Here is a 17028-nt window from a genome sequence, read left to right on the forward strand (position 1 = left end):
CGTTGATACGATGGCAAGTCAGAATACTATTCTTGATGTACAGAACGTAAGCAAGCGTTTCGGCGCTCGTGAGCTTTTCGCCAATCTTTCGTTCAGCATAGCCGAGGGACAGAAGGTGGGCCTCATTGCCCGCAACGGTACTGGCAAGTCTACGCTGCTGTCAATCCTTACTGGCAGAGAGAGCCAGGATGAAGGAGCTATTGTTTATCGCAATGGAATACGCACGGGGTATCTGGAGCAGGAACCTGTCTTTAATCCCGATGACACCGTACTGGATGCCTGCTTCAACCATCAGGGCGATGATGAGAAGATAGTGAAGGCCAAGCAGATATTGACCCGGCTTAAAATCGCAGACCTCTCTCAGCCGATGGGGCAACTCAGTGGCGGTCAGCGTAAGAGAGTGGCGCTTGCCAATGCGCTCATTACCGAGCCCGATTTCCTGATATTGGACGAGCCTACCAACCATTTGGACCTCGAGATGATAGAATGGCTGGAGGGTTTTCTCCAGCGAGGCAACAAGTCGATACTAATGGTTACCCATGACCGTTATTTTCTTGACCGTGTGTGTGATGTAATCCTCGAACTGGATGACCATACCATTTATACCTATCGTGGCAATTATGCCTATTATCTTGAGAAGCGTCAGGAGCGCATTGACAATCGTCGTGCCGAACAGGCTCGTGCCGCCAATCTGTATCGTACCGAATTGGAGTGGATGCGCCGTATGCCTCAGGCCCGTGGTCACAAAGCCAAGTATCGTGAGGACGCTTTCTATGAACTCGAAGCCCGCGCCCATCAGCGTATTGAAGAGTGCCAGGTAAGACTCAAAGCATCCAATGTATATATAGGTTCTAAAATCTTCGAATGTCAGTACGTTTCCAAACGGTTTGGCAAGGATAAAGTTATACTCGACAATTTCTATTACAATTTCGCCCGTTTCGAGAAAATGGGCATTGTGGGCAACAATGGCACCGGAAAGTCTACCTTCATCAAGCTGCTGTTAGGATTGCAGCGGCCGGACGAGGGAAGGTTTGATATCGGCGAGACCGTCAAGTTCGGCTATTATTCACAGGACGGCCTGCAGTTTGACGAGCAAGAGCGGGTCATCGACATTATCACCAAGCGTGCCGAGTATATCGACCTTGGTGGCGGGCGCCACCTCTCTGCTTCCCAGTTTTTGCAGCGCTTCCTCTTCACGCCCGAAGAGCAGTACGACTATGTGTATAAACTCAGTGGAGGACAGCGACGCAAACTGTATCTCTGTACTGTGCTGATGGAGAATCCCAATTTCCTTATTCTTGATGAGCCTACCAATGACCTGGACATACAGACCCTCCAAGTCCTGGAAGAGTATCTGCAGGATTTCCCCGGTTGCGTCATCGTCGTAAGCCATGACCGTTATTTTATGGATAAGGTCGTTGACCATATCCTTGTCTTTAAGGGCGAGGGTGTGATAGATGATTTCCCTGGCAACTATACACAGTATCGGCAGTATTCGGCCTTGCAGAGCAAAGAGGAAGCCAAGGTAGATGCCTCTGTCAAGGAGAAGAAGATTTATCGCAACGACAGCCGTCGCCGTATGTCGTATAAGGAGAAACGGGAGTTTGAGCAGCTCGAAAAGGATATCGCATCACTCGAGCAACAACAGCACGAGATAGAAGAAGCACTCTGTAGCGGTACACTCAGCGTCGAAGAACTCACGGAGAAAAGCCGTTTGCTGCCCAAGCTCAAAGAAGAAATTGACGAGAAGAGCATGCGGTGGCTGGAGCTTAGTGAAATCGAAGGTTAAATGAATTATGATGATTATGCGTTACTTTAATTACACATTATATATCCTTTGGGCTACAGTGGCATTGCTCTATGCGCAACCTGCTGACGCCATCCGTCGCAACCCCAATACGGCTGCTGCCATCCATCTGGCCCGGCAGAAGAATATCGGTCTTCAGAGCATCACCGAAAATGCAGCTCGCGCCCATGTTGGTTTCTTGGCTCACGACTTAATGGAAGGCCGTCAGGCGGGGATGCGTGGGTCACAGTTGGCCCAGCAGTACATAGTCTCACACATGCGCCAATTGGGATTGCAGCCTTACGAGTCAGCCTCATTTCTGCAACCATTCAATGCCGCCGCACGCCCTTCGCTACGTCGCAGTCCACGTTATTATGTAGAGTCAGACTCTTTGGTTAATATAGCCAAAGGCCCTCATCATCTTCTCAGTTTGGCCAATGTGATAGCCTGTATTCCAGGCACTTCTACCGACGAAGTCGTAGTGGTAGGGGCGCATTTTGACCACGAGGGCTTTTCTCCCACATTGGTTGGAGACCAGATTTACAATGGAGCCGACGACAATGCCTCGGGTGTAAGTGCTGTGCTGCAGATTATGCAGGCTTTTGTCAAGAGCGGTGCCCGTCCACGCCGCACCATAGTCTTCGCCTTCTGGGACGGAGAGGAACTTGGGCTACTTGGCTCGTGTTATTTTGTGAACAGCCACAAAGATATCAGCCAGATTAAGGGTTATCTCAATTTTGATATGGTCGGCGGCAACAATCGCCCTGACGATTCTCAATATTTTGTGTACTTCTATACCGAAAGCCATCCTCGTATCGGTGAATGGCTTAAGGACGACATAGCCCACTACCAGCTGGACCTGCATCCCAACTATAAACCGTGGGACAATCCTGTAGGAGGAAGTGACCAGAGTTCGTTTGCGCGTCACGCTATCCCTATCGTGTGGTATCATACTGATGCACAGCCGCATTACAATCAGCCTTCCGACGAAGCGTCAACCATCAATTACCCCAAACTCACAGACATTACGCGTGCCTCGTTTCTGACTGCTTGGCATATGGTCAATGATGCGACATGGTAACGAAAAAAGAGTAAGTTTGTTTTGTATTTTCTACATATTAAAGTAACTTTGCACCTATGAAGTGCATATATATATTCATATTATCTATATTTTGTACACTTGCCACACATGCCCAGACCGAATGTGAAGACACCTGCCAGCACATACATGGCATAGATATGAGCCACTATCAGGGAGATGTGTTTTGGGAGCGGATAGGAGACAATGCCAAGATGGCCTATGTCTATCTCAAGGCTACCGAAGGTGGTGACAATATTGACAGCAAGTATAAGCGTAACATAGAACTGGCTCATCAGAACGGCCTCAAGGTTGGTTCTTATCATTTCTATCGAGCCCGCATTCCCCAAGAGGTACAGTTGCGTAATTTTATGGCACAATGCAGGCCTGAGGACCAGGACCTGTTGCCCATGATAGACATCGAGACACGTAGTGGGTTGTCCGTGAAAGAGTTTACCGACTCGGTATTCAAGTTTCTCCAACTCGTAGAGGTGGCTTATCGTCAGAAGCCGTTAATCTATACCGGAGCCAACTTCTATGACCATCATTTCGCCGGCAAACTCAATGATTATAAGATTATGATTGCCCAATATACTCAGCGTGAACCCATTTTGACCGATGGTCGCGACATTACCCTTTGGCAATACACGGCCAAAGGACGAATAAGCGGTGTCAATGGCCATGTGGACAAAAGTCGATTTATGGGTAATCACCGATTGCGAGAGATAAGATACCGACACCGATAACATAGATTAATAAACATATACGATTATGGCAATTATCAAATGTCCCGAGTGCGGTCGTGAGGTAAGCGACAAAGCGCCCGTGTGCCCGTCTTGCGGCGTTGAAATAGCAGGACATATCATCACTTGCCCCAAATGTGGCACAGTTTATTTCAATGACCTGTCCAGCTGTCCGACCTGTCACACTCCGACTCATCCAGAGACAGCGCAGGCACAACCCTCATATCAGGCAGAGCCCGTCACTTCGTCTTCTGCAGACGAGAAGCCAGCCAAGAAGAACACCAAGGTGATTATCTATTCATTCCTCTTTGCTCTCGTCTTGGTTCTCGGAGGCATCTTTGTCTGGTATCAGGCACAGGGAGGTAAAGAAGAGGAAGCCTATACTTATGCCATGACAAGCGAAGACCCTGCCGTGCTGCAGAGTTATCTTACCACCTATACCAATGCGCCCGCAGAGCATCGTGACTCGGTGTCTGTGAGACTGGAGCGTCTGCAGCTGTCTGATGCAGAGTGGCGCGATGCCGTGGTAAGTGGCTCCAAAGAAGCAATGGAGGCTTATCTCAAAGCTCATCCAGGAAGCCTGCATCAGCAGGAGGCATTGCATCGGATAGACTCTATAGACTGGGCTATAGCCCAGCGCCTCAATACGGCGGAGGCTTATCAGGCCTATGCCGATGCGCATGCCAATGGCGAGCATATCGACGAGGCGTCAGAGGCTATGAAGGATGCGCAGTCAAAGACCGTTATGCCCCAAGAGAAGGACGCCATAGTTACTCTTTTCCGCCATTTCTTTCAGAGCATCAACTCGAAGAATGAAGACGGCCTGAAGAGCACCGTTGCAGTCTTTATGGATTCCTTCTTAGGCAAGACCGATGCGTCGCCATCAGATGTGGTTACCTTTATGAAGAAGATTTATAAGGACGACATTACCAATATGAACTGGCGCTTGGGAAATGACTTCCAGATAGACAAGAAACCTTTGGACAATGACGAGTATGAGTATAGTGTGCAGTTCTCGGTATCTCAGGATATCACCCGTACTGATGCGAGCAAGGAGAAGCATGCCAAATATCTTATCAAGGCAAAGGTAGACGCTAACCATCTCATAAGTTCGTTCAACATGACCAAGGTGCTGGAGTAAACCCAGTATGCAATCATGATAACCCAAATGTGCCATAGCCTGTTGCGGGCTATGGCACATTTGGGTTATCATATATCCATCATTCTTTGATTGCCGGCGCGACTGCCATTGCGTTCGCTGGTTCGTGCCTTTAGGCACGCGCCTTCGTGTCGTATGATGCGGGCTCACGTGTCAAATGGCGCGTGACCACGTATCAAATGATACGAACTGCCCATGGCGGTCAGGAGAAATCAGAATGACGCTCAGAGAGGGAGCCGCATTGATTTGCAGGTTGTTTGGATGGCGATTTAGTTGTCTTTTATGATACTCTTGACATCGTCGATGCAGCCGTCATTTTCTGCCGGAGTGATGCCCAGTAGGTTGCATAGGAGTGTATAGACACTCACATTGCGGAAGGGCTTGACCTGGGCATGACGGATGTTAGGACCGATGGCTCTGAACATAGCCCACATATCAGTATAGGCTGGGTCGTAGCCATGCATGCCGCCAGAGTTAATCGGCTTGTCATATACCACCCACCCCAAATCGGGCACTGCCACCACATCGCCGATACATCCGTGTTCGGTATAGTGCAGATAGGCCGGGACCTGTTCTTTGCGCCATGCGCGCAGATGTGGCACTCCCTGCAGACGTTGGCAGATGGAGTCGACGGTTGCTTCGTGTTGCTGTACGTTGTCCCATGAGGCATAGATATTTACGGGAACGCTACCATAGGCTTTGTAGGGCAGATTGCCCAATAACGGGCGTAGTTCTATCTTGTGTGATTGGTCGACCCACGCCATGCCATGGTCGGAGAGCACTATGAAGTTGACCTGTTTTCCTATCGGCAGTTGGGTTATACGGCTATATAGGTTGCCCATCAGCGAGTCCATGCGCTCTACCGCCCGTCTGGTCTCGCGGCTATGAGGGCCATAGTTGTGTCCGCTCTTGTCGGGCTCGTTCATATATACCATGATGAGCTGTGGGCGCTTGTGCTTGCTCCGCTGCAGACACTCTATCACCTTGTTGCAGCGCTGTTCGAGGGTGAGGCGTGGCTTCTGGTCGTAGTCGAGATAGGTGTCGGGGTAACTATTGTGTATCTTTACATCAGAGCCTGCCCAATAGAATATGGCAGTACGCAGACCTTGGCGTTGGGCGGTCAGCCAGATGGGTTCGCCACCAAAGTATTTGGGGTCTTTCTTCATGATGCGGTTTGACAGGTTGAAGTCATATCCTGTCTCGCAGTCCATAAACTCGTTGGCAATGAGGCCATGATGCTCAGGCGTGAGACCTGTAGCCAATGAATAGTGGTTGAGAAAGGTCTTGGAGGGAAAGCAGGGGATGAGCGAACTTGCCGTACCCTCATTGGCCATGCGGTCGAAGAAAGGAGTGTTATACCATTGAGGGTAGTCCCATCGACATCCGTCAAGAGATATTACTACGGTGTAAGTTTCGCTGGTTGCAACAACTGCTATGGACCAACATAGCAGCATTATATTCAGAATGATTCTTCTCATATTTCTTGTTATACTTGTTTTATGCCATCCAGATAGTTGCGGATAGTGTTTGTAAATACCTTTCCATAATGTACCTTTTTGAATTCACCGATGCCACTGATATGTCCAAATTCCTCGATAGTGGTGGGCTTCTCTGCCGCCAGCGAGTGGAGCACTTTGTCAGACAGGATGAGGTAGGCGGCGAAGTTCTGCTTGTCAGCAATCTTTCTTCTCAACACACGTAACTGCTCGAAGAGCTGCTTGTCTTCGACTGCGGACAGCTTCAGTTCGGGTATCTCGGTTTGGCGTGCGGTCGATTCCTGGCGACCACGAGTCTCCTTTTTCTTGTATGGAGTCAAACTGATTTCAGAGACTTCTGCCAGCATGGCATTGCTCTTGCCATACAGGACTTCTTTGCCCATATCAGTCACTTTTGCATGATTGTCTTCGTCGTAGGCAATGCTGATGTATCCCATTTGCAGCATTTGCAACAGATAGTCACGCCAGCGGGATGTCGTAACATCCTTGCCGACGCCAAAGGTCTTTAGCTTTTGATACTCATGACGCATGACGGTGGGGGAGAGCATGCCGCGCAGAATCTCGATGACAGTTCCAATGCCTATCTTTTCTTCGGTCCGCATGATGGCGCTCAAGGCTTTCTGGACGAGTAGTGTGCCGTCAAACCTGCGCGGCGGATGCTGGCACACATCACAGTTGCCGCAATCGCAGTCACGCTCTTCTCCGAAATAGTTGAGCAATATTCTGCGACGGCACACACTGCTTTCGGCATATTGCTGCATACGCTCCAACTTCAGGTTGTTCACGTCGTTCTGGCCACTGCTGTTGGCAAACTGTCTGAGCTGGATGATGTCGGCAAGTGAGTAGAACAGGAATGTGTCGGCAGGCGCGCCATCGCGTCCGGCACGTCCTATCTCCTGGTAGAAACTCTCGATGCTCTTGGGCAGATTGTAGTGGAATATCCAACGGATATTGGGCTTGTCGATACCCATGCCGAAAGCGATTGTGGCGCATACTACCATAGTCCGGTCGTTCTTGAAATCTTCCTGTATCTTGCGGCGCGTCTGCCCGTCGAGTCCTGCGTGATAGGCTTGGGCATTGATGTTGGCCTTTCTCAGCGACTCGGCAACGCTCTCTGTAGTCTTTCTGCTCAGACAGTAGATGATGCCGGCGTCGTTGGGGTGGTTGCGTATATAGGCATTGATGATTTTCATCTTCTCTGCCTTGGTCGATTCGCGCCTGACAGCAAGCGACAGGTTGGGGCGGTCAAATGAGGATATATAGGTCTCGCCCTTGATGGAAAGCTGCTTCAAGATGTCTTCGCGGGTTATCTTGTCGGCCGTTGCGGTCAACGCCATTACCGGGACATTGGCAAACCGTTCTCTAATTATACCCAACTGAGAGTATTCGGGCCTGAAGTCGTGGCCCCACTGGCTGATACAGTGGGCCTCGTCTATGGCAAAAAGGCTGATGTTGAGCTGGGTCAAGAAGAAGGGAATCTCTGCTATCAGTTTCTCTGGTGACATGTAAAGCAGTTTGATTTCCCCGTTGGCACATTTGCGCCGAATCAGCAAGTCCTCTTCGGTGTTGTTGTTGCTGTTGAGGGCAGCCGCCGGTATGCCGTTTTCTACCAGTGCTTCAACCTGGTCGTGCATCAGACTGATAAGGGGTGAAACCACAATGGTAACGCCGTCAAGCATCAGCGCGGGTACCTGATAGCATAGACTCTTTCCACCTCCTGTTGGCATAAGCACAAGAGAATCTTTTCCAGTCAGCGTGGCGTCTATTATCTCACGCTGTAATGGGCGGAAGGAGTGGTAGCCGAAATACCTATTTAATATATTAATTGGGTCCATGATAACTAAATTTGTAGCAAAGGTACAAACAAATGGAAAAAAAGTTGACAAAAATGACATTAATTTCAAAATTGTGGCTAATTTTGCAGTAGTAAATATCAGGAAACAAGAGTTATAGCATATAGAAGATGACAAAATACAATATTACAGAGGCTCGGGAGAGAGAGGCAGCCTATCGCTCATTGATAAATCCTAAATTGATGGATGAATTGAAGCAGAAAATACTTGAGGTAATCCTTATTCAGAAGAAATACAAGGACAAGAATTATTCTGCCAAGAATCTGGCCGAGGATTTGGGCACCAATACTCGTTATATATCTGCCGTGGTCAATGTGCGCTTTCATATGAATTATACATCCTTTGTCAATAAATATCGTATAGAGGAGGCTATGGGCATTCTCACAGACCGTCGCTATACCCACATGAAGATGGAGGATATTTCTCAGATGGTAGGATTTGCCAACCGACAGTCGTTTTATGCTGCTTTCTTTAAAATCAATGGTTGTACTCCCCGCGAATACAAACTACGTTATGCCCAGCGTTCTGCTGGGGCTGACAGTTCCAGAAAATGAGAAGGTCAGAGGAGATGTCCATTGAATCAAGTATAAGCTAAAAAGTCATGTTCAGATGAAGGAAGATTTCAATTATTCCGACGAACGCTTTGCCGATATCCAGATGCTTCGTTATCGCTTGAAAGGATTTGAGCAGTTGTCGCTCCGCAAGAAACTATATATCTACTATCTTTCTCAGGCCACTCTTTGTGGTCGTGATATCACGTTCGACCAGTTTGGCCGATACAATATTCGCATTCGCAAGATGCTGGAACAAATCTATCTCCATTATGAGGGAGATAGGCAGTGTGAAGAGTTTAAGGCATTGGAGATTTTTCTTAAGCGAGTTTGGTTCTCTAATGGCATTTACCATCATTATGGATGCGAGAAGTTTGTACCGGGATTTACGCGCCGGTATCTTGAGGAGGTGATAGGGTCTCTTGGAATTAAAATATTTGACAGCGATGAGCAGAAATGCGAAGTCTATGATGTCATTTTTGACCCTGAGGTACTGCCCAAGCGTGTAAATCAGGCAGATGGGGTGGACTTGGTGCAAACCTCGGCATGCAATTTCTATCAGGATGTTACCCAACTTGAGGCAGAACAATACTATGCAGCCTTAAAGTCTAAGGTAGGCAACGATTGCCAGCCCTCGTTTGGTCTCAATTCCAAACTCGTCAGAGAGGATGGGATAGTAAAAGAACAGGTATATGCTGCTGATGGCCTATATGGTAAGGTCATTCGTGAAATCATCGTTTGGCTGGACCGCGCGGCACAGGTGGCTGAGAATGAGCGTCAGCGCGAGCTCATCTCACTGCTTATAGCCTACTACAGGACTGGTGATTTGGCGATCTTTGACCGTTACTCGATAGAATGGATAGCGGAGCAGGATGGCCTTGTCGATTTTATCAATGGATTTATTGAAGTCTATGGTGACCCACTGGGGCTCAAGGGCTCTTGGGAGGGCATCGTAGAATATAAAGATATAGATGCTACCAAGCGTACACGTACTATCAGTGACAATGCGCAATGGTTTGAAGACCATTCTCCTGTCGATGTACGTTTTCGCAAGCAACAGGTGAGAGGCGTCACAGCCAATGTGGTGTGTGCGGCTATGCTTGGTGGTGATGAGTATCCGGCTTCGGCTATTGGTATCAACTTGCCTAACGCTGAATGGATAAGGGCTCAGCATGGTTCTAAGAGCGTTACTATCGGAAATCTTACCGAAGCGTATAATAAGGCGGCTCATGGCAACGGCTTTTTGGAGGAATTCGTCATAGATGGGGATACACTCGACCTTATTAATAAATATGGAGACCTCTGTGACGATTTGCATACAGACCTCCACGAATGTCTTGGGCATGGAAGCGGCCAGTTGCTCCCCGGTGTGTCATCTGATGCACTCAAAGCCTATGGCTCTACCATCGAGGAAGCGCGTGCCGACCTCTTCGGGCTTTATTATCTGGCTGATGCCAAGCTGATAGAATTGGGGCTGGTGCCAGATGCAGAAGCATATAAGGCCCAATATTATACCTATATGATGAATGGTCTTATGACCCAGTTGGTAAGAATTGCTCCTGGAAATCTTATCGAGGAAGCCCACATGCGTAACCGTGCCCTGATAGCCCGTTGGGTGCTTGAGCATGGCGATGGTTGTGTCGGTCTGGTATGCAGAGACGGCAAGACCTACCTTGTGGTCAATGATTATCACGCTTTGCGCTGCTGTTTCGGTCAATTGCTCTACGAGATTCAGCGCATCAAGAGTGAAGGCGACTATGAATCGGCCCGCAAACTGGTTGAGCAGTATGCGGTCAGAATAGACAGCGAACTGCATAATGAAATATTGAGTCGTTATCGCCGTCTCAATATCGCTCCCTATAAAGGTTTTATTAACCCGGTGCTTGTTCCCGTCTGTGATGATGACCGGAATATCGTTGATATAAAGGTCGATTATACCGAAGGGTATACTCAACAGATGTTACGTTACTCTAAAGAATTTGGATATTTATGACAGAAGAAACACACGAGAAACTGAAGGCTATCAAGCAGTCTTTTCGCTCGATGATGAATGGCCCCGTGTCGCAGTCTATGCGCGAAAAAGGTTCAGACTATAAGATAAATTGGGGGGTGGCACTTCCTCTGTTGCAGAAAATGGCGGCAGAGTATGGATATGACTACGACCTTGCCATCAATCTGTGGAAGGAGAATATACGAGAGTGCAAGATTTTGGCCACAATGATTATGCCGCCCGAGCAGATGTTGCCAGAAGTGGTGGATGTGTGGATGGAACAGACCCATACGCAGGAAATGGCTGAGATTGCAGCTTCCAAACTGTATCAGTATCTTCCATTTGCTTCGGTTATGGCTTATGAATGGATAGCTACAGACAAGGTATATTATCAGATAGCTGCCTATAATATATTGGGACGTTTGTTTGCCCGTGGAATGGCTCCCAACGAACTTGGTATCAATGAATTCTTGGACCAGGTCGCTGTGGCGCTCCAAGACGATAATATCGGTGTAAGGCATGCTGCATACAATTGTCTTACTCGTTTTGAAGACCTTGGTGACGATTATGCACTTCTTGCTCAAAAGGCCATGCGTTCACAAGGGCTTCATCTCTGAAACGAAAATACTCAAAGGACTGACAGGATGGGCTGACGCCTGTTCTGCAGTTCATTTGCATCTTGCTTCTGTCATCAAGCAACAAAATCAACATCGTAGGTTATCTTTTTCTCTTATTTATACCTTATTTATATAAAAATGATGTAACTTTGTAGCAACATTAATATGTAACGGATAGATGGTGGATAACGTCAATATTAAAGCAAGAGAAATATTGGACAATTATCTTGAGATGCACAATCATCGCAAGACACGTGAACGTTACTTTGTACTTGATGCCATCTGCCGGATGCCTGGTTGTTTTACCCTAAAGGAACTTGATGCTAATTTGAGATTGTCAAATTTCAGGGTATGTCGGGCTACTCTCTACAATGCTATACGTCTTTTTACGGAACTGCGTTTGGTCATCTGCCACCGTTTGGCCGATGGCACGTACTACGAGAAGGGGTTCAATGGTGAAAGCCGTGTGCATCAGGTTTGCAATGTCTGTGGTAGGATAACCGAAATAGACGAACCGGAGATAAGCGATGCTGTAAATGATATAAAATTGAAGCGGTTTCGTAAAGAAACATTCAGTCTGTATATTTATGGCGTCTGCAGTAGCTGCCAGTCCAAGGAGAAGCGTACGCGCAGCAAGGTTAGTAAGGAAAGAATATAAATACTCATTATAATTGATATGAATACAGGTAAAGTCGATGTCCTGTTGGGTCTCCAGTGGGGCGATGAAGGTAAAGGAAAAGTAGTGGATGTGCTTACTCCCCACTATGATGTGATAGCTCGTTTCCAGGGAGGACCAAATGCCGGCCATACCTTGGAGTTTGAGGGGCAGAAGTATGTTTTGCGTTCTATTCCATCTGGCATTTTCCAGGGCGGTAAGGTCAACATAATCGGTAACGGTGTGGTATTGGCGCCCGATTTGTTTATGGAAGAAGCCAAAGGTTTGGAGGATTCGGGTCACAATCTGCATGAGCGTCTGCATATCTCAAAGAAGGCCCATCTCATTATGCCTACCCATCGCATTCTGGACCGTGCTTATGAGGCTGCTAAAGGAAAGGCCAAAGTGGGAACGACAGGAAAAGGCATTGGCCCAACCTATACAGACAAAATTTCACGTAATGGACTGCGCGTAGGCGATATTCTGGATAACTTCAACGCTAAATATGCTGCCCATAAGGAGCGTCATCTCAAGATGCTGGCATCTATGGGATGGACAGACTTCGAGGGCTTCGAAGCCGTAGAAGCCAAATGGATGGAAGGCGTTGAGTATTTGCGTCAGTTTACGATTGTGGATAGTGAGAATGAAATCAACCATATCCTGCGTGAAGGCAAAAGCATACTCTGTGAAGGCGCTCAGGGCACTATGCTCGATGTCGATTTTGGCAGTTACCCATTTGTGACATCTTCTAATACCATTTGCGCAGGTGCTTGTACTGGCTTGGGTATTGGTCCTAACCGCATAGGCAATGTTTATGGTATCATGAAGGCTTATTGCACCCGTGTGGGTAGTGGTCCGTTCCCCACCGAACTGTTTGATGAAACTGGTGATACTATCCGTAATATCGGTCACGAATATGGTGCCGTTACCGGTCGTGAGCGCCGTTGTGGCTGGATAGACCTTGTACAGCTGCGCTATTCGGTCATGGTCAATGGCGTTACAGAACTCATCATGATGAAGAGCGATGTGCTGGATGGTTTTGATACTATCAAGGCTTGTATCGCATACAGATTGAAAGATGGAAGTGAAACATCTGAATTCCCTTATGAGATTGATGATGTGACTCCCATTTATAAGGAGATGCCAGGATGGAAGACTGATATGACCAAATTTACTTCAGAAGAGCAGTTCCCTGAGGCTTTCAGCAATTATGTGCATTTCCTCGAGGAGTATCTTGAGACACCTATTAAGGTTATTTCAATAGGTCCTGATCGTGAACAAACAATAGTAAGAAAATAAATGGCACAGAAACCTTCTATACCCAAAGGGACGAGAGATTTCGGCCCTATAGAAATGGCGAAGCGCAACTATATCTTTGATACCATTCGCCAAGTATATGCGCTTTATGGATTTCAGCAGATTGAAACTCCGGCAATGGAGACTCTCCAGACCCTGATGGGTAAGTATGGAGAGGAAGGCGACAAACTCTTGTTCAAGGTGCTCAACTCGGGCGATTATCTTGGCAAGATTACCGACGAAGAACTGGCTGGGCGCAATAGTCTTCATTTGGCTGCCAAGTTGTGCGAGAAAGGTTTGCGCTATGACCTTACCGTTCCATTTGCGCGTTATGTGGTCATGCATAGAGATGAACTTCAGTTGCCTTTCAAGCGCTATCAGATTCAGCCAGTGTGGCGCGCTGACCGTCCTCAGAAGGGACGTTATCGCGAGTTCTTCCAGTGTGATGCCGATGTTGTTGGCTCAGATTCGCTGCTCAATGAGGTAGAACTGATGCAGATTGTCGATACCGTCTTCTGCAGATTCGGCATTCGCGTTCAAATCAAGATTAACAACCGTAAGATTCTTACCGGTATCGCTGAGGTAATAGGCGAAGCTGACAAGATTGTTGATATTACGGTTGCAATAGACAAGCTGGACAAGATAGGGCAGGATAATGTCAACAACGAGCTTAGAGCTTGCGGTATTGGCGAAGAGGCCATTGAGAAGTTGCAGCCTATCATTAGCCTCGAGGGTTCCAACAATGATAAACTGCAGACCATCGCAGAGGTGCTTGCCACTTCTGAGACTGGACTTAAAGGCGTAGAGGAAACCCGCTTTATTCTGGATACGCTCGAGAAGGTGGGACTTACCAATGAGATTCAGCTTGATCTTACGCTTGCCCGTGGCTTGAACTATTATACAGGAGCAATCTTCGAGGTGAAGGCGCTTGATACCCCCATGGGAAGTATTACGGGTGGTGGCCGCTATGACAATCTTACCGGCATCTTCGGTATGCCAGGACTGAGCGGTGTAGGCATCTCTTTTGGAGCAGACCGTATTTATGATGTATTGAATACCCTTGAACTCTATCCCGAAGAGACTTTGAATGCTACCCAGGTGCTGTTCATCAACTTCGGTGAGAAAGAGGCCGCTTATTGTCTGCCCATTATCAGCGAAGTGCGCAAGAAGGGCATAAGGGCAGAGATTTATCCTGATGCGGCAAAGATGAAGAAGCAGATGGGGTATGCCAACGCCAAGGCCATACCTTATGTGGTCCTTGTCGGAGAAAATGAAATGAAAGAGGGCAAGGTAATGCTGAAGAATATGGTTACAGGAGAGCAGCAACTCGTTGCGCCCGAGGAAATGGTAGACATGATTAAGGCATAACCATTCTGAATAATTCCAACAAAAGAGGCTTCCACCAAGGGAAGCCTCTTTTGTTTTGGATATCTTTTTCTGATTATTTCTTGAAATAACGGTTGTAGAGACCCATGAAGCCGGCAGCGTGACGAGCTTCATCTTTCGCCATCTCATGGATGGTGTCATGCAGAGCATCAGAGCCTTCAGCTTTTGCCATCTTGGCAGCCTCAAACTTCTCTGCGCATGCGCCCTTCTCGGCTGCAATGCGAGCTTCGAGATTGCTCTTGGTGTCTTTCAGCACTTCGCCCAACAACTCTGCGTAGCGAGAGGCGTGGTTAGCTTCTTCGTAGGCATAGTGCTCAAATGCACGTGCAATTTCTGGATAGCCCTCACGATCAGCCTGGCGAGCCATAGCCAAGTACATGCCTACCTCGCTACATTCGCCGGCGAAGGTGTTCTTGCAGTGTTGTACTAACTCGTCGCTAACCTTGTCGGTATAGGCACGGCCTAATTCGTGAACTGTGGCAAACTCTGGCTCGTCATCGAGAGACACTTCCTTAAACTTGCTCCGTGGAGCCTTGCAAAGAGGGCAGAACTCTGGAGCCTCTGTTCCTTCATAGATGTAACCGCAAACGGTACAGATAAATTTCTTCTTCATGATGTTATATTTTTACCTTGTTATCGTAATGCAAATATACGGCATTTTTAAGAAAACGCCAATTTTTTCACATTATTTATCATCGTGTGTGAATGTAGGCAACGCCTACCAAACGGTCGTAGCGGCTACCTTGGGCATGATAGTACACCAGGGCTGTATATTTGTTTTCTGTCTGGTAGGAGTTTCCTTCAGTGGGCACAAAGCCGATGCGCCCAGTAGGTGAAACCCAAAGGTACTGATAGTTGTAGTAACCTTGTTTTAACCTTATGGCAGTTTCATAACAACCGTTGTCTTCATTCCATTGCATTTGGTAATAGGGCGTGAGCTGGTCGTGGGTCCAGTTGCCGTTAAGGTATATCTCTCCTGGCAGCCGTTTGGTCTTGAGAGTGAAGTGTACGGTTTGGTATTCCGAGGTGTAGTTGATTTCACGATTATCACTATTGCGTATGAAGTATGCGCCGTTGGAGTCTTCGTCATACACATAGTTCGGGCGAGGCTCGTCGGGCCATAGATATGCGTGGTATTCTGTATTGTCCCATTCCAAGTTTTCTACGCCCATATTGGCATGATTGACGTCGAGAATTTCAAATTTTCGGTATTCGTTTCCGCCATCAAAAACAAGTTGCGGGCAGTGTGTCCATGTCAGCCCATCGGTTTTGATATATTGCGGGGATGGGTTAGTCACGGCATTATCCCATCTGTTGTTCTGCAGAAAGACTGTCGTGATTTCCCGCTTCCAATCATTAATCCTAAGGTCATTGAAATGTACGCCCATTTCTATCTGCTGGTGTCTTCCGTTGACGTCGGCATCAGTATTAGAGGTCGTGCGCATTTCTATGCCTGCTGCTGCTTCTGCCACCATAAAGTAGGTTTTGAAGATGGGCTCGTTGTTGTCGTTCTCATCATAAACCGTAACACAATAGTTGCCGCTTAACTTTAATCGGCACCTCTCATTGGGAATGGAGAAATGGTAGTGGGTGTATAGGGCGTTGGTATTGATGGATTGTTCAAGATTGTCGATAAGATTGTCGTCTGCAAATCCGTCAATATAATCACTGTCAAACAGCGAAGAAGTGGGTTTCCAATTGGCATCGCAGTGCTCTATGCGATAAGCATATCGCTGCGATTCGTGGGTCAGGTCGTCGAAGTCGATGTTTACGGTCTCTCCGCTATTCAGCATGATGACAGGCAAGTCTGTCCATCGCTGCTCGGCTACGGTTTGCAGCGTCTGGATGTTGCTTTTGTATAGAGTAGGGCGTTGGGCCGAAACGGTAATGCAAGTCAACGATGATAGCCCAACAGCAATGATATATCGAAATTTGTTCATCTTCTTGTGTTGTCTATGCAAAAGTAGTCAAACGAAATGAATGTGGCAAGAAAAAGGCAATAAAAAAGGGCAAGATAATCACTTACCTTGCCCTTCTTCGCGCCAGTCATTTGTATTAGTTCGTTTTAGATAATAATGCTAAAAAGTATCATTATTATGACTTAAACCAATACATAGGCTGACTCGCATTCTAAAAACATCATCTTAACCTTAAATCTATCAAACTAACTAACCTATTGTATTACATTCTCCCGAATGCGATGCAAAGGTATAAAGATTTACGATAACAACCATCATTTTTATCGCAATTTTATGTGAAAACGGCCTTTTGTTGACTTATGTCAAATGTATTAACCTGAGTTCGGGATAAGCGACAGTCGTTTTTCTTGCTATGCCAGATTTCCGACAGGTGCATATTACATTTGCCCTCCAAACAATATGGATGGCAAAATGCAGAATTGTAAAGTCCAAATGAAGT

The 17028-nt window shown here is 47.3% G+C and carries 14 protein-coding genes; 10 read left to right on the forward strand and 4 right to left on the reverse strand.

The features are described from left to right. Positions 1–10: 10 nt before the first annotated feature. The 4 genes from CIK87_RS09685 to CIK87_RS09700 are packed head-to-tail and all read left to right on the forward strand — an operon-like array spanning position 11 to position 4748. Positions 11–1789 carry an ABC-F family ATP-binding cassette domain-containing protein gene (locus CIK87_RS09685; RefSeq protein WP_094387002.1) on the forward strand — a complete coding sequence of 593 codons (1779 nt, stop codon included), beginning with the start codon at positions 11–13 and terminating at the stop codon, positions 1787–1789. 16 nt (positions 1790–1805) lie between these two features. Then, complete coding sequence (locus CIK87_RS09690) at positions 1806–2867, forward strand: M28 family metallopeptidase (protein ID WP_094387014.1); 1062 nt, start codon at positions 1806–1808, stop codon at positions 2865–2867. A gap of 56 nt (positions 2868–2923) precedes the next feature. Further along, entirely contained in the window at positions 2924–3610 is a 687-nt protein-coding gene (locus CIK87_RS09695) for a glycoside hydrolase family 25 protein (RefSeq protein WP_022309518.1), read from the forward strand. A gap of 25 nt (positions 3611–3635) precedes the next feature. After that, positions 3636–4748: a zinc ribbon domain-containing protein gene (locus tag CIK87_RS09700; protein WP_094387003.1), complete on the forward strand. Its 1113-nt coding sequence runs from the start codon at positions 3636–3638 to the stop codon at positions 4746–4748. A gap of 287 nt (positions 4749–5035) precedes the next feature. Here CIK87_RS09700 and CIK87_RS09705 read toward each other — a convergent pair whose 3' ends face one another. Then, positions 5036–6244: an ectonucleotide pyrophosphatase/phosphodiesterase gene (locus CIK87_RS09705; protein WP_094387004.1), complete on the reverse strand. Its 1209-nt coding sequence runs from the start codon at positions 6242–6244 to the stop codon at positions 5036–5038. Positions 6245–6252: 8 nt separating this feature from the next. Continuing rightward, positions 6253–8097 carry a DNA helicase RecQ gene (recQ, locus tag CIK87_RS09710; protein ID WP_094387005.1) on the reverse strand — a complete coding sequence of 615 codons (1845 nt, stop codon included), beginning with the start codon at positions 8095–8097 and terminating at the stop codon, positions 6253–6255. A 128-nt stretch (positions 8098–8225) separates the two neighbouring features. Here recQ and CIK87_RS09715 point away from each other — a divergent pair, with 128 nt between their 5' ends. The 6 genes from CIK87_RS09715 (at position 8226) to hisS (ending at position 14592) form a co-directional block, all read left to right on the forward strand. After that, positions 8226–8669 (forward strand): AraC family transcriptional regulator, encoded by a 444-nt coding sequence (locus CIK87_RS09715; RefSeq protein ID WP_022309522.1) that lies wholly within the window; start codon positions 8226–8228, stop codon positions 8667–8669. Between the two features lie 55 nt (positions 8670–8724). After that, complete coding sequence (locus tag CIK87_RS09720) at positions 8725–10659, forward strand: dihydrofolate reductase (RefSeq protein ID WP_094387006.1); 1935 nt, start codon at positions 8725–8727, stop codon at positions 10657–10659. Continuing rightward, complete coding sequence (locus tag CIK87_RS09725) at positions 10656–11273, forward strand: DNA alkylation repair protein (RefSeq protein ID WP_094387007.1); 618 nt, start codon at positions 10656–10658, stop codon at positions 11271–11273. The genes CIK87_RS09720 and CIK87_RS09725 overlap by 4 nt, the downstream gene beginning before the upstream one ends. A gap of 178 nt (positions 11274–11451) precedes the next feature. Beyond that, positions 11452–11931, forward strand: a complete 480-nt coding sequence (locus tag CIK87_RS09730) for a Fur family transcriptional regulator (protein ID WP_022309525.1) — start codon at positions 11452–11454, stop codon at positions 11929–11931. Positions 11932–11949: 18 nt separating this feature from the next. Further along, positions 11950–13227, forward strand: coding sequence for an adenylosuccinate synthase (locus CIK87_RS09735; RefSeq protein WP_094387008.1), 1278 nt, complete (start codon positions 11950–11952; stop codon positions 13225–13227). Continuing rightward, positions 13228–14592, forward strand: a complete 1365-nt coding sequence (gene hisS, locus CIK87_RS09740) for a histidine--tRNA ligase (protein WP_094387009.1) — start codon at positions 13228–13230, stop codon at positions 14590–14592. It abuts the gene before it with no gap. 73 nt (positions 14593–14665) lie between these two features. Here the strand turns inward: hisS and CIK87_RS09745 are convergent, their stop codons facing one another. Together CIK87_RS09745 and CIK87_RS09750 are read right to left on the reverse strand one after the other, a co-directional pair. Beyond that, the gene (locus tag CIK87_RS09745; RefSeq protein ID WP_022309528.1) at positions 14666–15223 is read right to left on the reverse strand and encodes an NADH peroxidase; all 558 of its coding nucleotides are present in this window, start codon (positions 15221–15223) and stop codon (positions 14666–14668) included. Between the two features lie 79 nt (positions 15224–15302). Beyond that, positions 15303–16550: a DUF5103 domain-containing protein gene (locus tag CIK87_RS09750; RefSeq protein WP_094387010.1), complete on the reverse strand. Its 1248-nt coding sequence runs from the start codon at positions 16548–16550 to the stop codon at positions 15303–15305. Positions 16551–17028: the final 478 nt, after the last annotated feature.

It is taken from the genome of Prevotella sp. P5-64 (genome assembly GCF_002251285.1).
Taxonomy (GTDB): Bacteria; Bacteroidota; Bacteroidia; order Bacteroidales; family Bacteroidaceae; genus Prevotella.

What these genes read in the sequence shown, in the direction of transcription:
- CIK87_RS09745 (WP_022309528.1), bottom strand. Translation starts at nt 15,223, where the DNA reads ATGAAGAAGAAATTTATCTGTACCGTTTGCGGTTACATCTATGAAGGA.
- CIK87_RS09685 (WP_094387002.1), top strand. Translation starts at nt 11, where the DNA reads ATGGCAAGTCAGAATACTATTCTTGATGTACAGAACGTAAGCAAGCGT.
- CIK87_RS09730 (WP_022309525.1), top strand. Translation starts at nt 11,452, where the DNA reads ATGGTGGATAACGTCAATATTAAAGCAAGAGAAATATTGGACAATTAT.
- CIK87_RS09695 (WP_022309518.1), top strand. Translation starts at nt 2,924, where the DNA reads ATGAAGTGCATATATATATTCATATTATCTATATTTTGTACACTTGCC.
- CIK87_RS09750 (WP_094387010.1), bottom strand. Translation starts at nt 16,550, where the DNA reads ATGAACAAATTTCGATATATCATTGCTGTTGGGCTATCATCGTTGACT.
- CIK87_RS09700 (WP_094387003.1), top strand. Translation starts at nt 3,636, where the DNA reads ATGGCAATTATCAAATGTCCCGAGTGCGGTCGTGAGGTAAGCGACAAA.
- hisS (WP_094387009.1), top strand. Translation starts at nt 13,228, where the DNA reads ATGGCACAGAAACCTTCTATACCCAAAGGGACGAGAGATTTCGGCCCT.
- CIK87_RS09720 (WP_094387006.1), top strand. Translation starts at nt 8,725, where the DNA reads ATGAAGGAAGATTTCAATTATTCCGACGAACGCTTTGCCGATATCCAG.
- CIK87_RS09715 (WP_022309522.1), top strand. Translation starts at nt 8,226, where the DNA reads ATGACAAAATACAATATTACAGAGGCTCGGGAGAGAGAGGCAGCCTAT.
- CIK87_RS09725 (WP_094387007.1), top strand. Translation starts at nt 10,656, where the DNA reads ATGACAGAAGAAACACACGAGAAACTGAAGGCTATCAAGCAGTCTTTT.
- CIK87_RS09690 (WP_094387014.1), top strand. Translation starts at nt 1,806, where the DNA reads ATGCGTTACTTTAATTACACATTATATATCCTTTGGGCTACAGTGGCA.
- CIK87_RS09735 (WP_094387008.1), top strand. Translation starts at nt 11,950, where the DNA reads ATGAATACAGGTAAAGTCGATGTCCTGTTGGGTCTCCAGTGGGGCGAT.
- CIK87_RS09705 (WP_094387004.1), bottom strand. Translation starts at nt 6,244, where the DNA reads ATGAGAAGAATCATTCTGAATATAATGCTGCTATGTTGGTCCATAGCA.
- recQ (WP_094387005.1), bottom strand. Translation starts at nt 8,097, where the DNA reads ATGGACCCAATTAATATATTAAATAGGTATTTCGGCTACCACTCCTTC.